Annotated in this window: 24 protein-coding genes and 1 tRNA gene; 13 read left to right on the top strand and 12 right to left on the bottom strand. The window is 59.3% G+C overall.

What is annotated here, in order from left to right; all coding sequences use genetic code 11:
• Nucleotides 1–13 precede the first annotated feature (13 nt).
• The 5 genes from IB263_RS18740 to IB263_RS18720 form a co-directional block, all read right to left on the bottom strand.
• A complete protein-coding gene (locus IB263_RS18740; RefSeq protein WP_060518495.1) occupies nt 14–763 on the bottom strand; it encodes an electron transfer flavoprotein subunit beta/FixA family protein in 750 nt (249 codons plus the stop codon).
• A gap of 285 nt (nt 764–1,048) precedes the next feature.
• Entirely contained in the window at nt 1,049–1,846 is a 798-nt protein-coding gene (locus IB263_RS18735) for a rhomboid family intramembrane serine protease (protein ID WP_192438849.1), read from the bottom strand.
• 77 nt (nt 1,847–1,923) lie between these two features.
• Nucleotides 1,924–2,502 (bottom strand): cob(I)yrinic acid a,c-diamide adenosyltransferase, encoded by a 579-nt coding sequence (locus IB263_RS18730; RefSeq protein WP_113189032.1) that lies wholly within the window; start codon nt 2,500–2,502, stop codon nt 1,924–1,926.
• A gap of 67 nt (nt 2,503–2,569) precedes the next feature.
• On the bottom strand, nt 2,570–2,773 hold the full coding sequence (locus IB263_RS18725; RefSeq protein ID WP_034797863.1) for a twin transmembrane helix small protein: 204 nt from the start codon (nt 2,771–2,773) through the stop codon (nt 2,570–2,572).
• Nucleotides 2,774–2,798: 25 nt separating this feature from the next.
• Nucleotides 2,799–3,632: an SDR family oxidoreductase gene (locus IB263_RS18720; RefSeq protein ID WP_060584426.1), complete on the bottom strand. Its 834-nt coding sequence runs from the start codon at nt 3,630–3,632 to the stop codon at nt 2,799–2,801.
• A 181-nt stretch (nt 3,633–3,813) separates the two neighbouring features.
• On the opposite strand from IB263_RS18720, the gene IB263_RS18715 reads away from it, so the two are divergent.
• Nucleotides 3,814–4,722 (top strand): YihY/virulence factor BrkB family protein, encoded by a 909-nt coding sequence (locus IB263_RS18715; protein WP_034797861.1) that lies wholly within the window; start codon nt 3,814–3,816, stop codon nt 4,720–4,722.
• Here IB263_RS18715 and gluQRS read toward each other — a convergent pair.
• Nucleotides 4,711–5,592 (bottom strand): tRNA glutamyl-Q(34) synthetase GluQRS, encoded by an 882-nt coding sequence (gene gluQRS, locus IB263_RS18710; protein WP_246811042.1) that lies wholly within the window; start codon nt 5,590–5,592, stop codon nt 4,711–4,713. The two genes, IB263_RS18715 and gluQRS, sit on opposite strands and share 12 nt — an antisense overlap.
• 54 nt (nt 5,593–5,646) lie before the next feature.
• On the opposite strand from gluQRS, the gene IB263_RS18705 reads away from it, so the two are divergent.
• Together IB263_RS18705 and IB263_RS18700 are read left to right on the top strand one after the other, a co-directional pair.
• A complete protein-coding gene (locus IB263_RS18705) occupies nt 5,647–6,294 on the top strand; it encodes a DNA-3-methyladenine glycosylase (protein WP_192438847.1) in 648 nt (215 codons plus the stop codon).
• Nucleotides 6,295–6,401: 107 nt separating this feature from the next.
• Nucleotides 6,402–6,959 carry an HNH endonuclease gene (locus IB263_RS18700; RefSeq protein WP_034797858.1) on the top strand — a complete coding sequence of 186 codons (558 nt, stop codon included), beginning with the start codon at nt 6,402–6,404 and terminating at the stop codon, nt 6,957–6,959.
• A 111-nt stretch (nt 6,960–7,070) separates the two neighbouring features.
• On the opposite strand, the gene IB263_RS18695 is transcribed toward IB263_RS18700, so the two are convergent.
• Nucleotides 7,071–7,583 (bottom strand): disulfide bond formation protein B, encoded by a 513-nt coding sequence (locus IB263_RS18695; protein ID WP_060584437.1) that lies wholly within the window; start codon nt 7,581–7,583, stop codon nt 7,071–7,073.
• A 212-nt stretch (nt 7,584–7,795) separates the two neighbouring features.
• Here IB263_RS18695 and IB263_RS18690 point away from each other — a divergent pair.
• A tRNA-Leu gene (locus IB263_RS18690) sits at nt 7,796–7,880 on the top strand.
• Between the two features lie 92 nt (nt 7,881–7,972).
• The gene (locus IB263_RS18685; protein ID WP_192438846.1) at nt 7,973–9,526 is read left to right on the top strand and encodes a DUF6538 domain-containing protein; all 1,554 of its coding nucleotides are present in this window, start codon (nt 7,973–7,975) and stop codon (nt 9,524–9,526) included.
• 61 nt (nt 9,527–9,587) lie between these two features.
• Here the strand turns inward: IB263_RS18685 and IB263_RS18680 are convergent, their stop codons facing one another.
• The 3 genes from IB263_RS18680 to istA form a co-directional block, all read right to left on the bottom strand.
• A complete protein-coding gene (locus IB263_RS18680) occupies nt 9,588–10,541 on the bottom strand; it encodes a hypothetical protein (protein WP_192438845.1) in 954 nt (317 codons plus the stop codon).
• A gap of 1,063 nt (nt 10,542–11,604) precedes the next feature.
• Nucleotides 11,605–12,501: an IS21-like element helper ATPase IstB gene (gene istB, locus IB263_RS18675; RefSeq protein WP_113081089.1), complete on the bottom strand. Its 897-nt coding sequence runs from the start codon at nt 12,499–12,501 to the stop codon at nt 11,605–11,607.
• Complete coding sequence (istA, locus tag IB263_RS18670; protein WP_162732004.1) at nt 12,498–13,982, bottom strand: IS21 family transposase; 1,485 nt, start codon at nt 13,980–13,982, stop codon at nt 12,498–12,500. The genes istB and istA overlap by 4 nt, the downstream gene beginning before the upstream one ends.
• A 1,109-nt stretch (nt 13,983–15,091) precedes the next feature.
• Between istA and IB263_RS18665 the strand changes: the two genes are divergently transcribed.
• The 7 genes from IB263_RS18665 (at nt 15,092) to IB263_RS18635 (ending at nt 19,275) form a co-directional block, all read left to right on the top strand.
• Nucleotides 15,092–15,472, top strand: a complete 381-nt coding sequence (locus tag IB263_RS18665; protein ID WP_192438844.1) for a BRO family protein — start codon at nt 15,092–15,094, stop codon at nt 15,470–15,472.
• Nucleotides 15,472–15,951, top strand: a complete 480-nt coding sequence (locus IB263_RS18660; RefSeq protein WP_192438843.1) for a phage protein Gp13 family protein — start codon at nt 15,472–15,474, stop codon at nt 15,949–15,951. Before IB263_RS18665 ends, IB263_RS18660 begins: the two co-directional genes overlap by 1 nt.
• 10 nt (nt 15,952–15,961) lie before the next feature.
• Nucleotides 15,962–16,540 carry a hypothetical protein gene (locus IB263_RS18655; RefSeq protein ID WP_192438842.1) on the top strand — a complete coding sequence of 193 codons (579 nt, stop codon included), beginning with the start codon at nt 15,962–15,964 and terminating at the stop codon, nt 16,538–16,540.
• Nucleotides 16,541–16,618: 78 nt separating this feature from the next.
• A complete protein-coding gene (locus tag IB263_RS18650; protein ID WP_192438841.1) occupies nt 16,619–16,927 on the top strand; it encodes a hypothetical protein in 309 nt (102 codons plus the stop codon).
• 448 nt (nt 16,928–17,375) lie between these two features.
• The gene (locus tag IB263_RS18645; protein WP_192438840.1) at nt 17,376–17,747 is read left to right on the top strand and encodes a MarR family winged helix-turn-helix transcriptional regulator; all 372 of its coding nucleotides are present in this window, start codon (nt 17,376–17,378) and stop codon (nt 17,745–17,747) included.
• Nucleotides 17,748–17,881: 134 nt separating this feature from the next.
• Complete coding sequence (locus IB263_RS18640) at nt 17,882–18,517, top strand: recombinase family protein (RefSeq protein WP_192438839.1); 636 nt, start codon at nt 17,882–17,884, stop codon at nt 18,515–18,517.
• A gap of 185 nt (nt 18,518–18,702) precedes the next feature.
• Nucleotides 18,703–19,275 carry a hypothetical protein gene (locus IB263_RS18635; RefSeq protein ID WP_192438838.1) on the top strand — a complete coding sequence of 191 codons (573 nt, stop codon included), beginning with the start codon at nt 18,703–18,705 and terminating at the stop codon, nt 19,273–19,275.
• Here IB263_RS18635 and IB263_RS18630 read toward each other — a convergent pair.
• Both IB263_RS18630 and IB263_RS18625 read right to left on the bottom strand, forming a co-directional pair.
• Nucleotides 19,252–19,587, bottom strand: coding sequence for a DUF2293 domain-containing protein (locus tag IB263_RS18630; protein WP_210338282.1), 336 nt, complete (start codon nt 19,585–19,587; stop codon nt 19,252–19,254). The two genes, IB263_RS18635 and IB263_RS18630, sit on opposite strands and share 24 nt — an antisense overlap.
• 12 nt (nt 19,588–19,599) lie before the next feature.
• Nucleotides 19,600–19,995 (bottom strand): hypothetical protein, encoded by a 396-nt coding sequence (locus tag IB263_RS18625; protein WP_192438837.1) that lies wholly within the window; start codon nt 19,993–19,995, stop codon nt 19,600–19,602.
• A 256-nt stretch (nt 19,996–20,251) separates the two neighbouring features.
• On the opposite strand from IB263_RS18625, the gene IB263_RS18620 reads away from it, so the two are divergent.
• Complete coding sequence (locus IB263_RS18620; protein ID WP_192438836.1) at nt 20,252–20,749, top strand: hypothetical protein; 498 nt, start codon at nt 20,252–20,254, stop codon at nt 20,747–20,749.
• The last annotated feature ends 32 nt before the right edge of the window (nt 20,750–20,781 follow it).

Here is a 20,781-nt window from a genome sequence, read left to right as displayed (position 1 = left end):
TCCCTTCCTTAAATCAGAGCACGCCGGCTTCGGTTTTGAGCTTTTCGACGAGCTCGGCGACCGACTTGACCTTGATGCCGGCCTTGCGGCCCGACGGCTCCTCGGTCTTCAGCACCTTGAGGCGGGCGGCGGTGTCGACGCCGAAGTCGGCCGGCGACTTCTTGTCGAGCGGCTTCTTCTTCGCCTTCATGATGTTCGGCAGTGAGGCGTAGCGCGGCTCGTTCAGGCGCAGGTCGGTGGTAACGACCGCCGGCAGCTTGATGTCGATCGTCTGCAGACCGCCGTCGACTTCGCGCGTCACGGTTGCTTTGCCATCGCCGATCTCGACCTTGGAGGCGAAGGTGCCTTGCGCCCAGCCGAGCAGGGCCGACAGCATCTGGCCGGTCTGGTTCGAATCGTCGTCGATTGCCTGCTTGCCGACGATGATCAGGCCCGGCTGTTCAGCCTCGGCCACACCCTTGACGATCTTGGCGACGGCGAGTGGCTCGACCTGGTCTTCGGTCTCAACCAGGATGGCGCGGTCAGCCCCCATGGCGAGCGCCGTGCGCAGGGTTTCTTCGGCCTTGGCCGGACCAACGGAAACGACGACGACCTCCTCAGCCTTGCCGGCTTCCTTCAGCCTGAGCGCCTCTTCGACCGAGATTTCGTCGAAGGGGTTCATCGACATCTTCACGTTCGCAAGCTCGACGCCCGAACCGTCTGCCTTCACCCGGATCTTGACGTTGTAGTCAACGACCCGCTTCACCGTCACAAGTATTTTCATGGATTCTTCCCTCCAAGAGCTTTCGCAGGAAAATGCGCCTTAACGGAGCCGCCTGATTGTCGGTTGGCGACATCGATACGCGTTTTTTCTCCAATTACAATCGCTGTACATGGCGCTAAATCGATATAATCCCGAGAATTGGAATTACGTTTACGTACACGTAAGAATGATCGATGGCAAGTGGCTTGGGGCCTGATGCGGCACTGTCCCGGCAGGGCCGGGCGCGCTTCAGGCAAGCCATTGAAATAACGGATCATCCTCGTTGAAGGCTGGCGATTGCCGGTGTCAGGATCCGGTCTGGCGTCCCCAGGGAACGGGCGATCTTGTCGCATCTGACGACGGCAGTTGGCTTGCGGTGACCGGTTCGGCCTTGTGCCGGACGGCGCGCGGCGTGACGATCGTGCGGTCGAAAAGCGGCACATCGCGGCGTCGCAAAATGACAACCAGAACCAAGCCCGCGACGATGCCGCCGACATGGGCGCTCCAGGACACGCCGCTGCCGGGATCGACGACCAGCATGAAGAACTGCTGGCCGATCCAGAAGGCAAGCGGGATGGCCGCGGGCAAGGGCAGCGGGATGCGGAAGAAGACAAGCACCCAGACGCGCACCTTCGGGTGCAGCAGGAAATAGGCGGCAACGACGCCGGAGATCGCGCCCGATGCGCCGATCAACGGCGCCTCGGAGGCCGGGTCGAGAAGCCCATGCGCCAGTGCGCCTGCAGCCGCGCAGAGAAGATAGAAGGCGAGATAGCGGAAGTGCCCGAGCGCATCCTCGACATTGTCGCCGAACACCCAGAGGAACAGCATGTTCATGGCGAGGTGCATGAAGTCGCCATGCAGGAAGGAATAGGTGACGAAGGTGAAGCCGTCGGGGACGACGACGAGCGAGGGATCAAGCTGCGCGTAGTCGAAAATGAGCGCCGGGATATAGCCGAAGCCCAGCAGCGCGGCGTTGGTGAATTGCTCGGAGGCAATCGGTCCGGTGATCAGCCAGACGGCAATGTTGATGACGATCAGGCTGATCGTGACGTACTGGACCTTGATGTGCTTCAGGGTGTTCGTATCGTGAAGCGGTATGAACATGCGGTCTCCCGAAGCACAGGTTATTGCCCGTTTCTCCCGCCGAATCTCGATCGGGCGCGACAATGCGCGAGCCGACGTTATCTGTTTTTTCCGGGAATCCAAAGGACGTCGGCTTGACCTTTGTCATTCGCAAAGCGCGCCGCGACGAACAGAAAATCCGACAGGCGATTGATATAGGCGATGGCTTCCGTGCTGACGACTTCGCCTTCGATCTGGGCAAGGGCGACCACCTGGCGTTCCGCACGGCGTGCGACCGTGCGGGCAACGTGGAGGGCTGCGGAGGCGGGGCTGCCGGCCGGAAGCACGAAGGAGCGCAAGGGATCGAGTTCGCTATTCAGCCGATCGATTTCGGTTTCGAGCCAGGTCACCTGCGCTGCGACGATGCGCAGCGGTTCGTATTGCGGCGGCTCGCCGGTGTCGGGTGTTGCGAGATCCGCGCCGAGATCGAAGAGATCGTTCTGGATCCGCATCAGCGCGGCGTCGAGATCGACGTTGCCGGCCGTATTCTGCCGCGCCAGTCCGACGAAGGCATTGGTTTCGTCCACTGCGCCATAGGCATCGACGCGCAGATCGCTTTTCAGACGGCGCGGTCCGGAGACGAGCCCGGTGGTGCCGTTGTCACCCGTCCGGGTATAGATCTTGTTGAGCTTCACCATGGGTGGACGCAGTCCTCTCGCGCAATTTCAGGAGCGGTGTGGAACGGTTGTCCGTTCGGAATTTGCGTCAGGTCGGACGGCCGCCGCCGGTGATCCAAAGGGTCACCATGATGAGCACGATCGCGATTGCCTGCAGCAGTACACGCGCCTGCATCAACTTGTTGGACGTGTTGCCGCTGCCACCCTTTGCCATGTTCACGAGGCCGCGGATCAAAACGATCACGACCAGGCCCATGACGAACAGGGTCAAGCCGGTAAAGAAGCTGGACATCGAACTTTTCCTTGCAATTCTTGCTTCAGCCAAGTCGGCCGATGATGCGATAAAACAGTGCCGCCGGCAGGAGCTTCTTCAGAAGCGCGCCCTGTCTGGCTGGCCTTGTTACAATATAGTGCGGTTTCGGTTTCTTTGCTGTCAGTGCGTGCTTCAAAACCGCATAAACCGCCTCCGGGCCGAGCTTTCCGGCTGCGGGTTTGCTTTCGCCTTTCAGGCGTCGCATCTGCCGCTCGTATTCGACGCGGTGCACCGAATTCTTGAGGTCGATGAAGCGCTCGATATAGGTGACGGCATTGGCGGTGAATTTCGATGTGATCGGCCCTGGCTCGATCAGGCTCACCTCGATGCCGCTGCCGGCCAGCTCCATCTTGAGGGTGAGGGACAGGCCCTCGATCGCAAACTTGGAGGCGTTGTAGGCGCCGCGCCAGCGATAGGGCACGATGCCGAGGATGGAGGAGCACTGCACGATGCGGCCGCTGCCGCGCGCCCGCATCGCGGGGATCACCCGCCGCGTCAGGTCGTGCCAGCCAATCACGTTGGTCTCAAGCTGGAGCCTCAGCGCCTCGGTCGGCAGATCCTCGACCGCACCCGCCTGGCCATAGGCGCCGTTGTTGAACAGCGCGTCGATGCGCCCGCCGGAAAGCGCCAGCACCGTATCAGCCAGGGCAGCGATGCTCTCCGGCTTGGTGTAGTCCATCAGAAAGGTCTCGATGCCCTCGCTTTCAAGCGATTGCCGGTCCTCTTCCCGGCGCACGGTCGCAAAGACCCGCCAGCCGTCGGCATGAAGCGCGCGTGCGCAATGGGCGCCGATTCCGGAGGAGCATCCGGTGACAATGATTGTGGGGCGATCCGTCATCCGGTCGAATCCTGTAGAAATCCTGCCTCGGTTTCCCATATTCATCGGCGGGATACAATTGAATTGCGCAAGCCGGAACCCGCCAGCGTTGTCGCCGTTGGGGTCATGCGAAGCCAAGGAAACGGCGCCGAGACGGACGTACTGATCGGGTAGTCCCGGCGCCTCGTAGGATTGGAATGGAATGCCAGCGTTTATACGCATCACCTGGAAAGTCGTGTTCGATGCGCTCTGGCACTTCAGCCTCGACGACGGTTGGGCGATGGCGAGCCATGTGGCGCTGTCGTCGCTGCTCGCCGTCTTTCCCTTCCTGATTTTCGGCACGGCGCTCGGCAGCTTTCTCGGGGCCGACCAGTTTGCCGAAACGGCGGTGCATCTGATTTTCGATGCCTGGCCGGAATCGATCGCCAAGCCCATCGCCGACGAAATCGTGCGGGTGCTGACGATCCCGCGCGGTGGGCTCTTGACCGTTTCGGTGCTGGCCGCCGCCTATTTCGCCTCCAACGGCGTCGAGGCGCTGCGCGTCTCGCTCAATCGCGCCTATCGAGTGACCGAGAGCCGCTACTGGTACGTCACTCGGCTTGCGAGCCTCGGCTTCGTGCTTGCCGGCGTCCTGATCCTGGCCGCACTCAGCATTCTGCTCGTCGCCGTGCCCCTGGCGGTGCGTTATGCCGGACAGTGGCTCCCCTGGCTTGGTGGCGTGCTTGCGACCGTCGACAACTGGAGCCTGCCGCTCGCTCTCGTCGTGCTGACCAGCGGATTGCTCGTGTCCCATCTCTGGCTGCCGGATGGGCACCGTAAAGTGATCGACGTTTTGCCGGGCATCGCGCTGACGCTCGTTTGCTGGACGATCGGCGCTTATGCCTTTGCTTCGTACCTCGCGACCTTCGCCACCTATGTGTCTACCTATGCTGGCCTGGCGTCGATCATGATCGTGCTGGTGTTTCTCTACATGATCGCTGCAATCTTCATCATCGGCGCCGAGATCAATGCGGCGATCCTCAAATACAGGGTCAAGAGCATGGTGCGGCGCAGCTTCCAGCTGCGCAATGGCAACGACGCGGCCCGCGAGGAGCAGGACCTAGCCGATTAGCGCGCGGATTTCCTCCGCTGTGCGACCGGCGGCGCGGAAAGCGGCGATGCCGGTATCCTGGTTGCTCTTCGACAGCTTGCGCCCATCCGGGCCGAGGATCAGCCGGTGATGGTGATAGAGCGGTTCCGGCAGATCGAGAAGCCGCTGCAGCAGCCGGTGCACGGATGTCGCATGATAGAGGTCGCGGCCGCGCACCACATGGGTGATGCCCTGCAACGCGTCGTCGACGACGACGGATAGATGGTAGCTTGACGGCGCATCGGAGCGCGACAGGATCACGTCGCCCCAGGCGGCGGGGTCGGCGATGATGGTGCCGGTTTCGTCCTCAGGACCATGGCCGCTCTCCGTCCAGCTCAAGTGGTCTTTTCCCAAAAGCGCGATGGCCTTCTCCATGTCGAGCCGCCAGGCATAGGCCTTGCCGCTCGCGGTGAGAGCCGCGCGCTCGGTTTGGGGCAATTCGCGCTCGCGGCCGGGATAGAGCGGGCTGCCGTCCGGATCGCGCGGCCAGGTCTGGCCGCCGGCTTCCGCATCGGCAACGGCGGCCTTGATTTCGCCGCGGGTCATGACCGAGGGGTAGATGACACCCAGCATGTTCAGCCGTTGAAGCGCCGACGCGTAGGCGTCGAGATGTTCCGATTGCCGGCGCACCGGGCGCTCCCAGTCGAGGCCGAGCCAGGCAAGGTCTTCGAAGATCGCCGCCTCGAATTCCGGGCGGCAGCGGGTCTGGTCGATATCCTCGATGCGCAGCAGGAAACGCCCGTTCGCGGCCTTCGCCATGTCATGGTTCAGCACCGCGGAAAGCGCGTGGCCGAGATGGAGCAGCCCGTTGGGGCTCGGGGCAAAACGGAAAACGGGTGGCGTGTCAGGCATGCTTTCCCTTTGCCATGGAAGGGGTATAAAAATCATCCGCTTTTTGGAGGCGTCATGCGGATCATCCGGACACATGAGGATATCGAGGCCGGGCTGTCAGGCCTGGTGATGCTCGATGCGCGCCTCGGGCACGTCGTTGCGAGAGCCGGCCCGGTGCCGCTCCGGCGCACCGATCCCGGCTATCGCGGCCTTGCCAGCATCATCGTCTCGCAAATGGTCTCGAAGGCAAGTGCGGCTGCGATCTGGCGGCGCATGGAAGGAAAGGTCGGCGAGGTCACGGCGGCAAGCGTCAATTCGCTGAGCGACGAGGATTGCCGGGCGATCGGGCTGTCGCGGGCGAAGGCCGAGGCGCTGAGGCGCGTGGCCGAGGTGGTCGTCAGCGGTCAGATCGATCTCGACGCGATCTGCAACATCGAAGGATCGGAGGCGATCCGGGAGCTGACGGCGATCAAGGGGGTGGGGCGCTGGACGGCGGAAGTCTATCTGCTCTTCTGCGCCGGCCACCCGGACGTCTTTCCCTCCGGCGACGTCGCGCTGCAAAACGCGATCGGTCACGGACTGGGCCTCGAACTGCGTCCGAGCGCACGTGAAATTGATTCGCTCGCCGCTTCGTGGTCGCCCTGGCGCAGCGTCGCCGCACGCCTCTTCTGGGCCTATTATTCACAAGAAATGCGTCGTGATGCTGTTCCTGTGACACCTTGAAGGAAAAAGCGAATCCAGCGCACGCATTTTTGTTTCCGGCTTCACAATCCTGTTGCAACGGGCCTAATATAGAAGGTGCAGATGCCGAATCGATCAGGAGAATACGCTTGACGATTGCAGTCTCACCACAGGCCTTGCCGGCGCTCGTCTTGAACGCTGACTATAGGCCGCTGAGTTACTACCCCTTGTCGCTTTGGTCCTGGCAGGACGCGATCAAGGCCGTCTTCCTTGACCGTGTAAATATCCTTGCCGAGTACGAACATTCGGTGTCGTCTCCGAGCTTCTCGATGCGACTGCCGAGCGTTGTTTGCCTCAAGAGCTACGTGCAGCCCTCACGCCACCCGGCCTTCACCCGGTTCAACGTGTTCCTGCGCGATAAATTCGAATGCCAGTATTGCGGTTCGCCCGACGATCTCACCTTCGATCACGTGGTGCCCCGCGCTCACGGCGGCCAGACGACCTGGGACAATGTCGTCGCAGCCTGCTCGCCCTGCAATCTACGCAAGGGCAGCAAGCTGCCGAAGCAAGCCGGCATGTTCCCGCACCAGAGGCCTTTCCAGCCGACGGTGCAGGACCTGCACAACAACGGCCGGCTCTTCCCGCCGAACCATCTGCATGAAAGCTGGATGGACTATCTCTACTGGGACGTCGAACTGCAGCCCTGACGCTGTTCGTGCCTTCTTGCCGGATCTAAGCCCAAAGCGGGGTCAGGAGAGGTGCGTGCGCTCGCGAACCCCTTGTTGGGGCGTTGCCTTTTTCCCGAGAGCGATCTGGGATCAGCGCGCCTTTGCCGCACCGCGCAAGGCGATTGCTGCGAGGATGAGGCTGGCGATCACATTCCATCCGGCAAAGGAGAGCCCGAGCACTCGCAAGGAGGCTTCGGTGCAGGACGGACCATGCTTGGAATCGAGATCGCCCAGCAGATCACCGACATTCGACGAAATCCCTTGCGCGGTCGTGGCGCAGGTGGACGGTCCTTCCCAGAAGCCCCATTCGGCGCCCGAGTGATAGACGCCCATGCCGGCGCCGACCAGCATCAGGATGCCGACGATGAGAAGCAGCGTGCGTGTCGTCCACGCCGGCAGTTTGAACGCGCTCGTGGCGATTGCCAAAACACCGACCGGGATGCCCCAGTAGTAGGGATCGCGCTGCAACAGGCAGAGCGCGCAGGGAATATAGCCACCGACATGCTCGAAGCCGAGCGCGCCGCCCACGGTCGCCGCCATGCCGAGTGTTACGATAACGGCGATCAGCAAATGCTGGCGGGATTGGGTGGCGGCGTCGATCATCTATACCTCCCGGGCGGCAACTCGAAACCGAGGGATGCCGCAGTGCAAACTGGATGGCGCCTTCTTAGGCAGGATCGTGCGCGCTGTAAATCGCAGCGGCTGTGAGCGGCCCGCACGCTTTCGTGATTGTTGGTCGTGCATCCTGAAAATGATGGTTGACCACGGCGAAATCCTTCGTGTAAATCCGAGCCGCTGATATCGCACTTCCCTGAGCCCCATTGGCGGAATTGGTAGACGCGCTCGACTCAAAATCGAGTTCCGAAAGGAGTGCTGGTTCGACCCCGGCATGGGGCACCAAAAATCTCTAAGCAAGTCAATTACATACTGTAATTTCAATGGCTTGAGCTTCCATCTGCTACAGCGAACTGCTACAGTGAGGCATGGAAGACATGACCATTTATCCGTGGTTAGCCCTACGAAACCGAACCTATTATCTGCGCGCGCCAGTGCCGGCAGACTTGCGTGAGTCGCTAGGCAAGGCCGAGATCTGGAAGTCGCTCCGCACTCAGGACCGCCGAATTGCGATCGATCGGCTGCGCCAAGAGAGCGCTGAAGTCGCTGCTGTCTTCGAGCTGCATAGACGGAAACAGGCGAAGCTACTTGAACCCCCTCTAGCGGAACTGACCGAGGCCCAGCTCAAGGCCGTGGGGGATGCCTATTTCATCCACCTGCTGGAGGAGGATGACGAGACCCGTGAGAGCGGCTTCCAGGGTAGGGACTTCGATAAGGACGCGGAATGGCTGGAGATGTTAGACGCTGAGAACCGTCACGAGTTCGCGCGTGGGAAGGTTTCGGAGTTCATGCTCTATGAAGCCGCTGAGGTCTTGTCGTGGGAAAACGTCGACCTTCGTTTGGCAGACAACTCGCCTAGCTGGCTGAAGGTCGTAAGGGCGATCTACGCGGCGAGGATAAAGGCTGATCAGGTCAGGCGGCAACGCAATGCCGGTGATGTCGTCGAGACCCCGAAGCCGGTCGTCATCGCCATGGAGCAGTCGCCTAAGCCCACGCTGGAAGACGCCAAGGACTTCTACATCGCCGAGAGGGTCTCGGGCAGCGAGTTCGCTCAGAAGAAGCGCAAGACCCGCCTAGCGGCCATGATGAGGCAGGTAGGCGATGCATTGGGCGAGATACCAGCGCTGCCAGACTGGACCGTGGACCACGCCTACAAGGTTCGTGATTTCCTGCTGTCGAAGAAAGGGATTAAGCCATCGACCGTGCGGCGCGACCTGAACGACCTGAAGGGCGTCTTCTCGCTCTACAAGGACAAGAAGCTGAGGGGGATGGACAATCCTTTCGCGGGCCTTGAGCTGCCCAAGAAGCTAGTCTCGGACAAGGAGGCGCGAGACGCCTTGCCTGCTGACGTTGTCGCCTCGACCCGCGCGCTCATCATCGAGAAGGCCAACCCCGAGCTGAAGGCCATCTGGCGGTTGCTGGAGGGCACGGGCTGTCGATTGGCAGAGGTAACCGGCCTCAGGGTGCAGGACATCGTTGTGGAAGGGGAAGCACCGCACATCAAGATTGTGGGCCACGAGAAGCGACAACTTAAGAACGGCTCCTCCAGACGAGACGTTCCCCTTGTTGGGGATGCCCTGATAGCGGCGAAGGAAATCGTCACGAACACCGACAGGAACGTCTATGCGTTCCCCCGTTACTCCGGCCCGACAGGCCCAAATACGGCCTCTCAGTCGCTCATGAAGTGGCTCCGCAAGGTCAGCGACGATCCCCTTCATGCGGTTCATTCTCTGCGCCACAACATGGCCGATAAGTGCGACCTTGCCGAAGTTCACCCGACAGATAAGGCCGCGATACTGGGCCACCTGAACGCGGGAGCGAGTGAGAAACACTACGGTTCTGAAGCGGTACGGCGAGTGCGGCTTACGCGTGCCATGGAACGAGCATTCGGGATCGACCGGCTGTCACCAATCGCCCAGGCAGAAGAGTGAGGTGGCTCACTCCCATGCCTAGTTTTCGGGAGGGGTCTCCGGGTCAACGGCCCGGAAGTGGTCATTCGTCTTGGTATCCAAACATCTCATCATTGTGCTCCCTGACAATTTCGTCCACATCGATGTAGTCCATTGGATCAATGTTGAAGTGCTCAACAATGTCTTTGTCGTCGAGAACTTGGAACTCATGCGCAACGCCTGCTGCCATTAGTTCGTCAAGACCGACGATCTTGAGATCGCAGCACTTGCATTCGAAAATGTCCGGGACAATTCTCAACTCTTCATAAATACCGTCTTCGCGCAGGATAGGAGCAGATCGGCCAACAGGAGAGCCGCCAAGAAGGCCGAGTTCAGCGCAAGAAGGGCATTTGTATGTTTTCAAGCGGTGGCCAGATGTGGTTGTCGCCGCGATAAACTTTGGCGTGTTTTTCCTTCTTTCGTCTTGAGCCGCCTTGTCCAGAGCGAAGAATCGATCTTTTTGAATTTTTATCAAATCCTTTATACGTTTCGTTCTGTCCTTCGCTATCGCATCCGCTGTTTGCCGTGCTTGGATCGCATCGGATTCAGTCAGAATAGTCATCAAGTCTTGCCCGGCGAAGTCAGCTAACTTGACGATAAACGAAAAAAACTTGGGCATCACATCGTATTGAGACGCTGCGGACAGGGCATCCTCGTCGCTGTGTAATTCCCTGTTTCTAATATTGAATAGTACGGAAATGGTTTCGCCTTCGGCGGTCGAAATCGCTGGCACCAGCCTCAAGGCGCGGGCCAAAGCAGAGGCAACATCAAGTGTTCTGGGGGGCTTGTTGGCTGCCGCTCCCGCAGCGAACAAAATGCTCTCTTCGTCTGCGGCTGCATTTAGCGCTGGATTTACGGTGCAAAGAACCCCACGTATCGCGAATTCACAAACGAATGATGTGCTAAGAAGGAACTCCTCAGTTTCTCTCGGTAAATTTGTCGACCGCTCCCAATATTTTTGGGCTTTCGCGAAGTACCGTTCTGCAGTCCACGTCATTTATCACCATATTGTGTATCGCCTAACATAGCTTTCCTCTCCGAAATTGACGTTGTCTCGACCGTGAACCACTCGGTGATTGTCGATTATCAGTAGTCTAGTATCCTCCCAGTCAACGACATCTGCCCAATTAAGCATCTCTTTCAAGGCAGAACAAACCGCGTGGGCCGCAGTATTCTTGGGCACCATAACCTGTTGGTTGAATCTGATGTATCTCTTTGAGCGTGTTTCACTAAGAAATCTTACGCTTGCAATAAGACCTGGTGCCCTCAGCTGAAAGAGGGCCTGCCTCGCATCTGACAGTCTCAGTTGCGGGCATCTCAGTGGGTCGGCGACCAAAGTCTTAGTAGTTCGAGTTGGTGGGGCAGCCAATAGCAAGTAGCGCGGTGGAATGCTGTCAGTCACATTGTCTGTATGCAGCGGTAACAAGCCGCGTCCGAATTGCGCCGACAAAGAGTTGGGTCTGGCCTCGCTCTGGCTGCATGGCCGTAGGAACCGGTACTCAATCCTCGAAGGCTTAATGTATGCGATCACAGACTTAAGGGAGGCTTGCTTGTCACTCCTCGTCACCCTTGCCCAGCCATTGTCTTGCAGAGTTTCTATCCAACCGCTCATTAATGCCTTCAGAAAACTCGATGCTGCGAACGCAAGTGTAGATATACCACAAATCGAAATCTACACGAGATGCTGGCGGCTGACTCGGTCTAGGCAGGTGAGGTGGCAGGGGACAACCACAGGAATTTTCACCGCGATCGATTCACCTGTGAGTACCACCAAGCCCTTGCCCGCTCGATGTTGCCGCGAAAACCTACTCACCGGTGGATAAGTCATTGAAAAATAATTGATTTCAAGGCGTTGACGTGAGTCTCTGGAGAGAGTCTAACGGCAGCATTCCAGCCGGAACAACTTATCAAACAGGGGCAAGGCAATGAGATTATTTAAGAAGACACGGTGGTTTGAAGCGTACTTCGAGGTGGAGGAGAGCCGCATCCTTGACCGCTTCTATGATCGCCTATAGCGCGGCGATCAGGATGAGACGGCGGCGACAATCTGGATGAGACTCTTATGTCGCGGTCGGCATGAAGGTATCATGCTGATTGTCGCTGGCAAGGGTCTCATCGTGTTCTGATTGCCGCTCCGCGACAATCTGGGAAGCACTTTTAATTGTCGCGAAGGCGGCAGGTCTGCCGCGCTGGCGTTTGGCTTCCATGGCGGAACGTCGCCGATAGCTTTCGACGTTCATTTCGAAGATCGTTGCGTGATGAACAAGTCGGTCCACCGCCGCAAGCGTCATGGCCGGGTCCGGAAAGACGCGGTTCCATTCCCCGAAGGGCTGATTGGCGGTGATCATGATGGAACGCCGCTCATATCTTGCGGAGATGAGTTCGAAGAGCACGCTGGTTTCGGCCTGGTCCTTGGTGACGTAGGCCAGATCGTCGAGGATGAGCAGATCGAACTTGTCGAGCTTTGCGATGGCGGATTCGAGCTGGAGCTCACGCCGTGCGACCTGCAGCTTCTGGACGAGGTCTGTCGTGCGCGTGAACAGCACCCGCCAACCGTTCTCGATCAGTGCGAGGCCAATGGCGGCGGCGAGATGGCTCTTTCCGCCTCCCGGCGGACCGAACAACAGGATATTGGCACCTTTGGCGAGCCAACTATCGCCGGCGGCAATCGCCATGACCTGGGCCTTGGAGACCATGGGCACGGCGTCGAAAGCGAAGCTCTCGAGCGTCTTTCCCGGCGGCAGATGCGCCTCGGCGAGGTGACGTTCGATCCTGCGATGCGCCCGTTCAGCCAGCTCGTGTTCGGCGATAGCGGAGAGGAAGCGAGCCGCGGGCCACCCTTCACGATCGGCCTGTTCGGCAAATTGCGGCCACAGCGTTTTGATTGTCGGCAGCCTCAGTTCATTGAGCATGATGCCGAGGCGGGCTTCGTCGATGCTGTTGTGGACGTTTTTCATGCGGCCTCTCCCGCATAAGCAGACCCCATCAGGGCTTCATAGCTATTGAGCGATGCGAGCTGCACATGAACGGTCGGCAACTGATCCGGGTCCGGGCCGAAGATGGCTCTCAAGGCCATCAGGTCGGGCAGTTTGCGGGCGTCGAGCGTTCTGGCAAGCTCCTCGGCCAGTTCACGCTCGCAACCGCGATCATGCGCCAGGGCCAGCAATTCGACGGTGATCTTGCAAGCCTGCCGGTCAGGCAGTTGCTCGATGAGAGCGTCGAAAGCCCTTCGATATTCCGGCCGGGGAAAGAGCTTGTCGCGATAGACCAGGTTGAGAAGCGCCATGGGCTTTTTGCGCAGAGAGTGGATGACGTGGTGATAGTTGACGACCTGGTCATGCCTGCCGCTCGCGTCGGCGCGACCGCGTGGCAACGTCAGCAGATGCGTGCCGCCGACGAAGACGTCGAGGCGATCGTCGAACAAACGCACACGCAGCCGGTGGCCGATCAAACGGGAGGGGACGGTGTAGAAGACCTTGCGCAAGGCGAAGCCGCCGGTGCGCGACACGGTGACGACCACCTCCTCGAAGTCGGTGGTGCGGCGCTCGGGAAGTGCCTGCAGATGCGGGCGCTCGGCATCGATGCGCTTGCCATGTGCGGCATTGCGGCGGCTGACGATCTCGTCGATGAAGGCGCGGTAGGAGCGGAGATCGTCGAAGTCTCGGGTGCCGCGCATCAGGAGTGCATCGCGGACTGCGTTCTTGAGATGGCCGTGGGAACTTTCGATTGAGCCGTTCTCGTGAGCGACGCCCTTGTTGTTGCGCGTCGGCGTCATCCGGTAATGAGCGCATAGGTCTTCATAGCGGTTTGTCAGATCGACCTTGGCATCGGCGTCGAGGTTGCGGAAGGCAGCCGACAGGCTGTCGCTGCGGTGATAGAGCGGCGAACCGCCGACCGACCACAGGGCATTCTGCAGTCCCTCCGCCAAGGCGACGAAGCTTTCACCGCCAAGGATGACATGGGCGTGTTCGAAGCCCGACCAGACCAGCCGGAAGTGATAAAGCAGATGGTCGAGCGGCTGGCCGGCGATCGTCACGCTGAGGCTGCCCATGTCGGTAAAATCCGACAACCCTAGCCGGCCGGGTTCATGCGTCTGGCGGAAGATCACCTCCTGTGCCTCACCGTGAACGGCCCGCCAGGACCGAATGCGCCGCTCAAGTGTGCGGCGAATGCCTTCGGGCAGCTCCGGATGACGCCGCAGCATCTCGTCGTAAATGGCGACCGCGCGAATGCCGGGAGCGGCCTTGAGGAGCGGAACGACCTCCGCATCAAAGATATGCTCAAGCGGATCGGGACGACGCCGACCGCGCGGCGGCTTGTTCTGCGACGGAAGGCGCTGCTCTTTCTCCATGCGGAACGCCGTCGCCCGGCTGATCGACGCCTTCGCGGCGGCGACCTCAACAGAATGCGTTTGTCGGTACTTCATGAATAATCTCATCTGATGATCGGTTACATGGCGACCCGGCACAAAGGTGGTTCTCCATTCCAGAAAACCGCCACCGTAGCGGGCCGACCGCGATCATGAGACGCCTAAAAATTGCGCCGCGGCGGGGGTGTAACTCCGGTCGGGCTACGCCCTCCCTTCGTCACACCCCCGCCGCCGAGTCTCATCCTGATTGACGCTGAATCTCACCTTGTTTGTCGCCGCGCAATCGCCGTAGCGAGAACGGCGGCTACGAGTTCTGGCTGGGGCGGTGCTATCTGTCGGTTCACTTCTATCGGCGCAAGTTGGCGGCGGGCGGTGTCGGGGATGCAACGGCCTGACGGAACGCCTTACCTACCCGCATCGAAGAACGCAGCCCCGTAGAGCCATCTGCGGGGTTTTTCATTTATCGGCTTCGACATCCGTGAGGTTCGTGCCCGCCCAAAAAGAAAGGCCACGGCGCGGCTCGCCGTGACCCCATTTCTAACCCTCTAGCGAAGGGGCGGGAGGACCGATGGCCCTCGCTCCGACAGCTTATCCGATCAGAGACGACTTGCAATCCCTCCCATCGTACAGGCGCTCAGCGCGCTTTCGAGGCTGGCAGACAGGTCGGAGCCATCCCGCGACAAAGCTTGTCAGTGGACTCCTATGAGTCAAAGAGAGCCGATCAATTACCCCTCACTTCAGGACAGACCCAGAGGGGCGCATGGTTGCATCATGCGTTGAAGACCAGCTTTTAATTACCCCCCACTTAAGGAGAACCCCGAAGGGGATAAAGGATGAGGAGAGGATCGATGATGAAAAAGAGTTCCCTCTCCAGATGATCTTTATGATGGATGGAGGTGATTAGAACCCTCATCCACCAATACCCAATCCCCCAAGGAAAGACCTTAAGGTAACCTATAAGGGGACAACTGAACTCAGCCCGAGAACCCTGCACAGTCCAGCCATGGACGCTCGACTTCCGAGAGTGCGCTGACTGGTCATGATCTACATAACCTGTCCTTCGTTCTCGTGCCTGTGGTGGGCACCGGTCTCCTCGTCGCTAGTCCTGCCGACGAGGGGGCCGATCTTCAACCGCACCTTACGCTGATAGTCACCACCGCAAATTCATGAGAGCTAATATGCACAACGAACCGTCCGCGAACAGCGGCGACGGCCCCGTGCCGTTGAATTATATCCGTACCCTGTCTTACCAATCCACGCCGATACGCTTTGCCCTGATCGATGGTCAGCCTTGGTTTGTCGCGGCCGATATCTGCAAGGCAGTTGGCGTCTACAACCCGAGACACGGTGCCGCGAAGTACGTAAGGGCGATAGCCGACGATCAGAAGGCGTTGGTCAAATTGCCTGACATTCCTCGTGGGTCGCCTGCCGTTCTGATGGTTTCCCAAAGCGGCCTCGACAAGCTCCTTTGGCTGGCACTGCACAGCGTCTCAGAGGCTTGGGCCTTGTTGTCATCGGTCAATGCCCAGGTCACAGCCCTGACCGACAAGAGGCTGTGATGCTGGCTACGCGCCGGTCCACGCCAGAGGATGTAACGTATCTCGCTCAAAACCTCCGTGCCGAAGACCTGAGGGAGCTTCTCGCTGCTGGTTCGCCCAGCGCCGAGCAGTCTCTCTCAGACGGCCTTCGCCACTCCGCTGAGTGCCTGACCATCCACGATGAGCAGGACAAGGCCGTGGCGATGTTTGGTGTCGTCCCCTCGGGCGAGCAGGGGGTAGGCTACGTCTGGCTCCTCGGCAGCGACCAACTTCAATTCAACAAGACCCAGTTCCTACGCCGTTCGCGAGAGTGGATCGGAACGCTTCACCAAGACTTCCCGGTCCTGACAAACTTCGTCGATGTCCGCAATGAGGTCCACATCGCGTGGCTCCGCTGGCTCGGCTTCAAGTTCCTTCGCAAGGTGCGCGGTCTGGGGCCGGGAGGTCTCACATTCATCGAATTTGCAAGACTTACAGACAGGGAGAAAGACGATTTGTGACCCACTCTCTATGATCGGATTGGCTGTCAGCGCTGCCACGGCGGGTGTCTCACACGTTGCTGATATAGCGTCGGCCAAGGAGCAGAACCAGCTCTACCGAGAGAACGCCAAGCGGGCCAATGAGAACGCCCGACAGCAGATGTTCGATACGCAGCAGCGGATGATCCAAGAACAGGAAGCCGGCGCTGCGGAGAAGATCGACACCATGCGTGAGGCCCGTGAGGCCCGAGCAACAGCCGAAGCCGCTGCCGGTGAGGCCAACGTTTCCGGCCTCTCGGTCGAAGCCTTGATGCGTGAGTTCTCTGGCCGTGAGGCATCCTTCAATGACCGCGTAGACCAGAACACTGACTGGTCCCTGCGTCAGCTTAACAACGAAATGAAGGGCATTCGTGCCAACGCTGAGGACCGCATCAACTCGGTCCAGAGGGCAGCCAAGCCCTCATTCTTCGACGCCGGTCTCAGGATCGCGGGGGCAGGGCTCGACCAGTACTCTGAAGCCGCAGAACGCCAGCGGAAACTTGGCCTACCTTATCGTCCGCCGTCAGCTCTCAGCAAGTTCCTGACTAAGCCCTTGTTCCGCGTGGGCTAGTTCCCTTCGACACTTCCATTTTACCCGCCACAGCCACAGCCGCAGGAACTGGCAAGCGCCGCCCTGCAAGGAGAACTCATGACCATTCCACGCATCAAAACCATGACTATCGATTCCCACGACGAAGCCATTCCGGTCATTCGCCTTAGGCTTGCCGAGATCGACGGCCAGTCCTTACATCTCGCCCAGGACATCGCAGCCTTCATGTCGCTGCCCGTTGACGGAGACGGCGATTGCCGTTCGGCGCTCGACCATTTTGGCATCACCTATCGCCTGTCGAAGGTCACTGGCCCGCAAGGTGAAATCTTCGGGCCGGTTGCTCTCGTGACGGAGTACGGCTTCAGGCAGCTCAAGGACGCTGCCATCGCCAGCCGCTGCCCTCGGTGACGACTACTCGCAGTCGGATGCCCGGAAGCTGTTCCAAACCCTACCGGCCCAGCGTGTCATCGGCGCTCAGTGGTTCTACAATTGGCTATCCTCGGTCTCCCGCAAAGGGAGTTCCCCAACGAGTGACCATCAAACTCAAAATGAGAGGCGGCGTGCATCATGTGTGCCGCTTCTCCCTTCCCCAAAATATCTGATGCAAAATTCTGAGAGCCCAGATCAGATATAAGGCTTCCCGCATTCCCCCCTCTGCCCCCTCGCGACGAGGCTTTCAGGCGACCTCTCACCTCTGTCGGCGGGAGCGATCAGAGCCAGTTGAGACGGCATCGACTTGCAACCGAGTCCCGCGCTAGCTACGATTCCATTGCCAAATCAATGGGTAGCCGTCGCTCGCTCATGCCGTTGACTGCCTCAATCTATACCGCTTTGCATCGCTAGGAAGCTCACGACGATGGCCATGACAACCTCACTCGCCAATGCAGAGACGGCAAGGCGCGGCATCTTCAGTGCCCTCCAACTCATCGAAACATTCCGCGAGCTGCAACACGACATGCCAATGCAGACGGTCTCGGTGTTCTTCGTTATTGCGATGAGGCCGGGGCTCTATCAGCGCGAATTGCTGAACCTCTTGGACCTCAGCCAGCCGTCAATCTCCCGCAACGTCATGGCCCTTGGGGAGACGAACCGGCACGGAGAGCCGGGGCTTGGTCTCATCGAGCAACGGCGTGACCCTTTGGACGCGCGACAGTTCACCCTTCATCTGACCCCGGCAGGCAAGGAACTGGTCAATCGCGTGCTGTCGATCATCGCATGTGCGGGGTGACCGTCCACTGTCCGCAAGGGTATACCTCAGCGGACGCTCTGCCACGGCCATGAAATCTGTCCGTTAGGGTTGACATCGTCATTTCGTACACATATCCATTCGGACACAATCCCAACGGACATGTGGAGTGAACCATGGCAACCTTCCTTTACGCTCGCGTCTCGACCTCGGAACAGACCCTCGACCACCAGCAGTCTCAAGCGGAGAAGGCCGGCTTCACCTTCGATCACGTTATTGCTGACCATGGCGTATCGGGCGTGTCTGTCCTCATGAAGGACCGCCCAGAGGGCAAGCGCCTCTTCGATATGCTCCGAGCCGGTGACACTCTGGTAGTTCGCTGGGTGGACCGTCTGGGCAGAAACTACGCTGACGTGACCGACACCATCAGAGAGTTCATGCGTCGGGGCGTGGTGATCAGGACCGTGATCAACTCCATGACCTTCGACGGGGCCACGACCGACCCCATACAGATGGCCGTCAGAGACGCGATGATTGCCTTCATGGCTGGCACCGCACAGGCCCAAGCAGAGGCCACGAAAGACGCGCAGAAGGCTGGCATCGCCAACGCGAGAGATAAGGGCGACGATAGCTATAAGGGCCGTAAGCCGAGCTACACCCGAGAGCAGTACGCCATCGTGGCCGATCTCCTCAGCAAGAACGCCAGCGTGTCAGAGATCGCCCAGGCATCGGGCCTGACCCGCCAAACGGTCTACAGGATAAAGGAAGACCCCGCAGCAGCAGAGAAGGCTCTCGCCGTCTGGTCACTATAGGGCCGGCTGACCTTCAAGGATTTTGGGGGCGTCCTTTTGTCTTACCTTGATTATGTTATTTTCGGCACACATCGACGCTGCCCGCTTAAATTGCTTGGGGACAGCGGTAGTAAGGACGCGGTGTAGGTTCCCATTTCCCAAGACAGGCCCTTTGGAAGCCCCCCAGAATCGGCGTATCTAAGGGAATGTGGAACCTTCCAACACTGCCGACCGATAATTTATACAAGCTCATGACATTTGCTGGCATGGCGTTAATGCTTGCCGCATTCTATATCCTCTACAGCGGGGTGAACCGGGAGTTCCGCGATACTGGCCCCTACGCGTATGCGCGACAGGTTCAACTGAAAAGTCGCTTAGAGGACGTTGGCCTAAAGCCAAAGCCGCTTCCAGATCACATCAATGAAAGCCCTTACCTGAGGTACGAAGAATATCGTGATCTCATAAGGTCATTGCCTGCGGGCCACCCTCAGGCCACACAGCTGCGCGACTTGAACGAGGACGCGCTGATGCTCGGCGTTGAATTGAAACTGTCGGAAGATGCGATGGAAGGAAGGCATGTGAGCTTCCTCTGCCTAGCGGCGCTAGGGTTCCTGTTTCTCACGCTGGGCGCTTTCCGATGGTATTTCGGCTATCAGCGGTACCAAGACGTGATCGCCTACGCTAACGCACTTGAGGCGACCACAAAGGCTAGAGGACTGGGTCTTTCTAGCCAGCCCGTAAATCTCCAGAAGCCCTTACCTACTGACAGCGCCGGCTGAGACCGGTGGTCTTTTCCAGACCGCCAGCATGGCCTCGATCTTCGGCTGGACGCGCCGTCTAGCGTCTTCCCTCTCGATGCCATGCAACAGCAAGGTCTCATACTCGGTCATGAGGTGCCGAAGGGTACTCTGCATGACAATCCCCACAGCCCTGCCGAGCGTGGCCCCTTTCCACTCTCTGCCAGCAATCTCAGCGGCGATGTATTCGACTGCGAAGTCGGGGCAGCCGGGATGTTTCTTACGGACGTGTTGGCTGACGACCTCATAGGAATAGCGTGAGATGCGTTCTTTCCGGGGAGTGCGGGCATCCAATCAGCCCCGGCCTCAGTCGCAGACTGTGGGATTGCTGCGACCATCCCAATCAATGTAGCAATCTGAGTTGCCCATGGCCTCCATCCTCCACCCGATGCCTGGGAGCCTTTGGAACGTGCCCAACACCATGGCGAAGGCGATGAAAATGAGGAGGCCAGCCAGCCACCCCAGCCAATTTCGTTCTGATCGCTCAGCGACCTTAAGGCCTCCCCAGATCGAACACACGAACCCGGCTATCACGATGCCGTAGTGGAACGTCAGAGCGAGGAAATTCTCAATGAAGGCCAGTATATCGCGCTCGCGAATCGCTGGTCCGATGGAAGAGACAGCGAATACCGTTGCCACTCCAGTCAGCCATCGGCCCCACACAGGTAGCCGCAGCCATGCCGATACAAGGTTGTCAATCATTTCAAGCCCCTCAACCCGAACAGGCATTGATAGAGCGGGGTTGCAATCCACGCAACGTGTCAGTTGCTCCCGGCTTAGCGGCAACTGGGCATCGCCGTTGGATATCTAGGGCCGTGGTAGCCAATCGCATGGCTTGAAGCTGCCGCAGCAAACTGCTACGGCGTACTAAGCCATTGAAATTGCAGAAGCTAGAGCGGCGTCCAAACCCCGACATGGGACACCCTCACGCTGATTTCGACGCAACCGAGAGTGTGTGATGGATTTTCTTTCCTTAATTCTGGCTGCAATCGGTTGGGGTAAGGACAGAGCGGGCACGATCAGTGACCGCAGGATTGAGGCGTACCGCTTGAATGCTGAGGTGGCCGCTGAAGCCGCGAGTGTGGTGAACATGCTCGCCCTCGCCACGCCTGATATCCTACGACGAGTGCAAGCGCTCTGCCCCGATCAACCCGAGGTCTACAAGAGTTGCTCCGACACGTTGCTGACTATTCGCTCTCAAGCTGAGCAACTCCACGCCATGGCTGAAGGCTACAAAGCCGAGATCGAAAAGGCGGGTAACGGTGCCGACTGGGAGCGCCTGTTGAGACAGCTCCATGAATGGCGAGCCACAGTAGCCAAGGCACAACCTCATGCCGAGGCAATCCTCAAACGATATCAGGACACGCTGGCATCCGGAGAAGCTGAGGGGCGTACCTCTCCTCAACCCTCAGGCTTTCGCGAACGTGATCGAGGCTGGGACGCTCCTCCACTTTGAGCCACACGCAAAGGCTTCTAGTCGATGCGATT

Origin of the sequence: Ensifer sp. ENS03 (genome assembly GCF_014852035.1) — a bacterium.
Classification (GTDB): Bacteria; Pseudomonadota; Alphaproteobacteria; order Rhizobiales; family Rhizobiaceae; genus Ensifer; species Ensifer adhaerens.
The sequence above is the reverse complement of the archived record's forward strand: the minus strand, read 5'-3'. Positions and strand labels throughout refer to the sequence as shown.